Genomic DNA, 4,153 nt, shown 5'->3' on the forward strand with positions numbered 1-4,153 from the left:
TCCGGCCATCACTTCGAGGAGGATCGCGAGATGGTCCTCCTCGAAGTGATGGCCGGACTCGCGGCGGGGCGGTTCGAGGCGGAGGCCGGCATGCAGGTCCGCTTCTTCGCCCGGCACATCGAGCCCTGGGCCGGCCGCTTCTTCGCGGATCTGGAGACCGCGAAGGCGGGTCGTTTCTACCGCGCGGTCGGGGGGCTCGGCCGCGCCTTCATCGAGATCGAGGCGGAAGCCTTCGCCATGGAAGGCTGAAGGCTTTCTCCAACGTGACAAACCGGATCGAGGCGCGTTGCCGTGACAGAGGCAACCGCCGGAGGAGACGAGGGTGATGCGACAGGATCCGAAGACGCTCGGTCGTCGCCAGTTCTTCCGGGCGCTCGGCGGCAGCACGGTCGCCGCCGCGGCGGCCGTCGCCTCGCCGATGGGGGCGACCGAGGCGCAGGCCTACGATCCGGGCAACGACGAAACCCGGAGCCGCTACCGCGAGAGCGACCACGTGAAGGCGTTCTACCGCACCAACGGCTACGAGACCCTCAAGAAGAACACCGACCCGGCTTCCACCGGACCGAAGTGAGGCTGCCATGCTGATCAAGCGCAAGAGCGGCGAGGCTGCTCGCACCAAGCACCAGGCCGTGGCCGCCGGCCTCGCCGCCGGGGTTCTCGACCGCCGCGCCTTCCTGCGGAAATCCGGCCTCACCGCCGGAGCGCTGGCCGCCGCCGGCACGATCCAGCTCGGCGCCGTGCGCAAGGCGCAGGCCGCCGGCTCCTCGGCGGTCGGGCCGGACACGGTGATCAAGAAGAACGTCTGCACCCACTGCTCGGTGGGCTGCACCGTGACGGCCGAGGTCGTCAACGGCGTCTGGGTCGGGCAGGAACCGTCCTGGGCGAGCCCGATCAACCGCGGCACGCACTGCGCCAAGGGCGCGGCCATCCGCGAACTCGTCTCGTCGGATCGGCGCCTCAAATATCCGATGAAGCTCGAAGGCGGGCAGTGGAAGCGGATCTCCTGGGATCAGGCTTACGAGGAGATCGGGACCAAGCTCACCGCGATCCGCGAGAAGAACGGCGCGGATTCGGTCTACTGGCTCGGTTCGGCCAAGTTCACCAACGAGGCCTCCTACCTGATGCGCAAGTTCGCTGCCCTCTGGGGCACGAACTCGATCGACCATCAGGCGCGCATCTGCCACTCGACCACCGTGGCGGGCGTGGCCAACACCTGGGGCTACGGCGCTCAGACGAACAGCTACAACGACATCCGCAACGCCAAGACGATGATCATCCTCGGCGGCAACCCGGCCGAGGCGCACCCGATCTCCATGCAGCACGTGCTGTCGGGCAAGGAGATCAACCGCGCCAACATGATCGTCATCGATCCGCGCTTCACCCGCACCGCCGCGCACGCCACCGAATATGTGCGCATCCGCTCCGGCACCGACATCCCGGTGGTGTGGGGCATCCTCTGGCACATCTTCCAGAATGGCTGGGAGGACAAGGAGTTCATCCGCCAGCGCGTCTACGCCATGGACGACGTGCGCAAGGAAGTCGCCAAGTGGACGCCCGACGAGGTCGAGCGCGTCTCCGGCGTGCCCGGCGAGCAGCTCCGCCGCGTGGCGGAGAAGTTCGCCAAGGAGAAGCCCGCCACCCTGATCTGGTGCATGGGCGCGACCCAGCACACGGTCGGCACCGCCAACGTGCGGGCGCTCTGCATCCTGTGTCTGGCCACCGGCAATGTCGGCAAGCCCGGCACCGGCGCCAACATCTTCCGGGGCCACACCAACGTGCAGGGCGCCACCGATCTCGGCCTCGATGTCACCTCGCTGCCGCTCTATTACGGCCTGGTCGAGGGCGGCTGGCGGCACTGGGCCCGCGTCTGGGACGTGCCCTACGAGTGGCTGCAATCGCGCTTCGACGAGGTTCCGGCGGCGGCCGGCCGCAAGGCACGCACCCGCAAGGAGAACATGGAGGCGCCCGGCATCACCTCGACCCGCTGGTTCGATGCCGTGAACCTGCCGCCGGAGCAGATCGACCAGAGGAGCCCGGTCAAGGCCTTCATGGTGTTCGGCCACGGCGGCAACACCGTCACCCGCATGCCCGAGGCGATCGAGGGCATGAACAAGCTGGAGCTGCTGGTCGTCGCCGACCCGCACCCAACCACCTTCGCAGCCCTCGATGCCCGGCAGGACAACACCTACCTGCTGCCGATCTGCACCTCCCTGGAGATGGACGGCTCGCGCACGGCCTCGAACCGCTCGATCCAGTGGGGCGAGCAGATCGTGAAGCCGGCCTTCGAGTCGAAGAACGACTACGAGGTGCTCTACCGTCTCGCGGAGAAGCTCGGCTTCGCCGACAAGCTCTGCAAGAACATCAAGGTCGTCGACGGCGTCCCCGAGGCGGAGGACATCCTGCGGGAGATCAACCGCGGCGGCTGGTCGACCGGCTATTGCGGCCAGAGCCCCGAGCGGCTGAAGGCGCATATGCGCAACCAGCACAAGTTCGACCTCGTGACCCTGCGCGCGCCGAAGGACGACCCGGAGGTCGGCGGCGATTATTACGGCCTGCCCTGGCCCTGCTGGGGCAAGCCGGAGCTGCGCCATCCCGGTTCGGCCATCCTCTACAACACGTCCCTGCACGTGAAGGATGGCGGCGGCGGCTTCCGCGCCCGCTTCGGCACCGAGCGCAACGGCCAGACCCTGCTCGCCGAGGATTCCTACTCCAAGGGCTCGGACCTGACCGACGGCTATCCCGAATTCACCTTCGGGGTGTTCAAGAAGCTCGGCTGGGACAAGGACCTGACGGCGGACGAACTCGCCACGATCCTCAAGATCGGCGGTGAGAAGCCGGATACCGTGAGCTGGGCGACCGACCTCTCGGGCGGCATCCAGCGGGTCTGCCTCGACCACGGCGTCTCGCCCTTCGGCAACGGCAAGGCCCGGGCCAATGCCTGGAACCTGCCCGACCCGGTGCCGGTCCACCGCGAGCCGATCTACTCGCCCCGGCCCGACCTCGTGGCGAAATACCCGACCCGGCCCGACGAGCGGCAGCTGCGCATGCCGAATATCGGCTTCACCGTGCAGAAATCGGTGGTGGATCGCGGCGTCGCCAAGGACTTTCCGATCATCCTCACCTCCGGCCGTCTGGTCGAGTACGAGGGCGGCGGCGAGGAGACCCGGTCGAACCCCTGGCTCGCCGAATTGCAGCAGGACATGTTCGTCGAGATCAACACCGGGGATGCGGCCGAGCGCGGCATCAAGGACGGTCAGTGGGTCTGGGTGACCGGCCCTGAGAACAGCTCCAAGACCAAGGTGAAGGCGCTGGTGACCGACCGCGTCGGCAAGGGCGTGGCCTTCATGCCCTTCCACTTCTCCGGCTGGTACCAGGGCAAGGACATGCGCGACTTCTACCCGAAGGGCACCGACCCGGTCGTGCTCGGCGAGAGCGTGAACACCGTGACCACCTACGGCTTCGATCCCGTGACGGGCATGCAGGAGCCGAAGGCCACCCTGTGCCAGATCCAGGCGGCCTGACGAGGAGCGACCGAATATGGCCCGGATGAAGTTCCTCTGCGACGCGGACCGCTGCATCGAGTGCAACGCCTGCGTCACCGCCTGCAAGAACGAGCACGAGGTGCCGTGGGGCATCAATCGCCGCCGCGTCGTCACCCTCAACGACGGCAAGCCCGGCGAGCGCTCGGTCTCGATGGCCTGCATGCACTGCACCGACGCGCCCTGCGCGGCGGTGTGCCCGGTGAACTGCTTCTACACCACCGCCGACGCGGTGGTGCTGCACTCCAAGGACATCTGCATCGGCTGCGGCTACTGCTTCTACGCCTGCCCGTTCGGCGCGCCGCAATATCCCCGCGTCGGCAACTTCGGTTCGCGCGGCAAGATGGACAAGTGCACCTACTGCTCCGGCGGGCCCGAGCCCGATTTCTCGACCGCCGAGTACGAGAAATACGGCTCGAACCGCCTCGCCGAGGGCAAGCTGCCGCTCTGCGCCGAGATGTGCTCGACCAAGGCCCTGCTGGCCGGTGACGGCGAGATGATCGCCGAGATCTACAAGCAGCGGGTGATCAAGCGCGGCTACGGCTCCGGCGCCTGGGGCTGGAAGACGGCCTACCGCGAGACCGTCGCGATCTGAGCCGATGCCGGCGCGGGCC

General features: G+C 67.7%; 3 protein-coding genes and 1 pseudogene. All 4 read left to right on the forward strand.

Going from position 1 to position 4,153, the window contains the following annotated elements:
- Window positions 1-249, forward strand: a pseudogene (locus MZTS_RS23575) (molecular chaperone TorD); the annotation flags it as partial.
- A 76-nt stretch (window positions 250-325) separates the two neighbouring features.
- The gene (locus MZTS_RS23580) at window positions 326-571 is read left to right on the forward strand and encodes a formate dehydrogenase (protein WP_012452393.1); all 246 of its coding nucleotides are present in this window, start codon (window positions 326-328) and stop codon (window positions 569-571) included.
- Window positions 572-578: 7 nt separating this feature from the next.
- Window positions 579-3,521 (forward strand): formate dehydrogenase subunit alpha, encoded by a 2,943-nt coding sequence (locus MZTS_RS23585; protein ID WP_192285686.1) that lies wholly within the window; start codon window positions 579-581, stop codon window positions 3,519-3,521.
- Between the two features lie 16 nt (window positions 3,522-3,537).
- Window positions 3,538-4,134 (forward strand): formate dehydrogenase FDH3 subunit beta, encoded by a 597-nt coding sequence (gene fdh3B / locus MZTS_RS23590; protein ID WP_003605051.1) that lies wholly within the window; start codon window positions 3,538-3,540, stop codon window positions 4,132-4,134.
- Window positions 4,135-4,153: the final 19 nt, after the last annotated feature.

Source organism: Methylorubrum zatmanii, from assembly GCF_014845115.1.
In the GTDB taxonomy this organism is placed as follows: Bacteria; Pseudomonadota; Alphaproteobacteria; order Rhizobiales; family Beijerinckiaceae; genus Methylobacterium; species Methylobacterium zatmanii.

Coding starts and splice junctions, on each gene's coding strand:
- fdh3B (WP_003605051.1), top strand. CDS start 3,538: ATGGCCCGGATGAAGTTCCTCTGCGACGCGGACCGCTGCATCGAGTGC.
- MZTS_RS23580 (WP_012452393.1), top strand. CDS start 326: ATGCGACAGGATCCGAAGACGCTCGGTCGTCGCCAGTTCTTCCGGGCG.
- MZTS_RS23585 (WP_192285686.1), top strand. CDS start 579: ATGCTGATCAAGCGCAAGAGCGGCGAGGCTGCTCGCACCAAGCACCAG.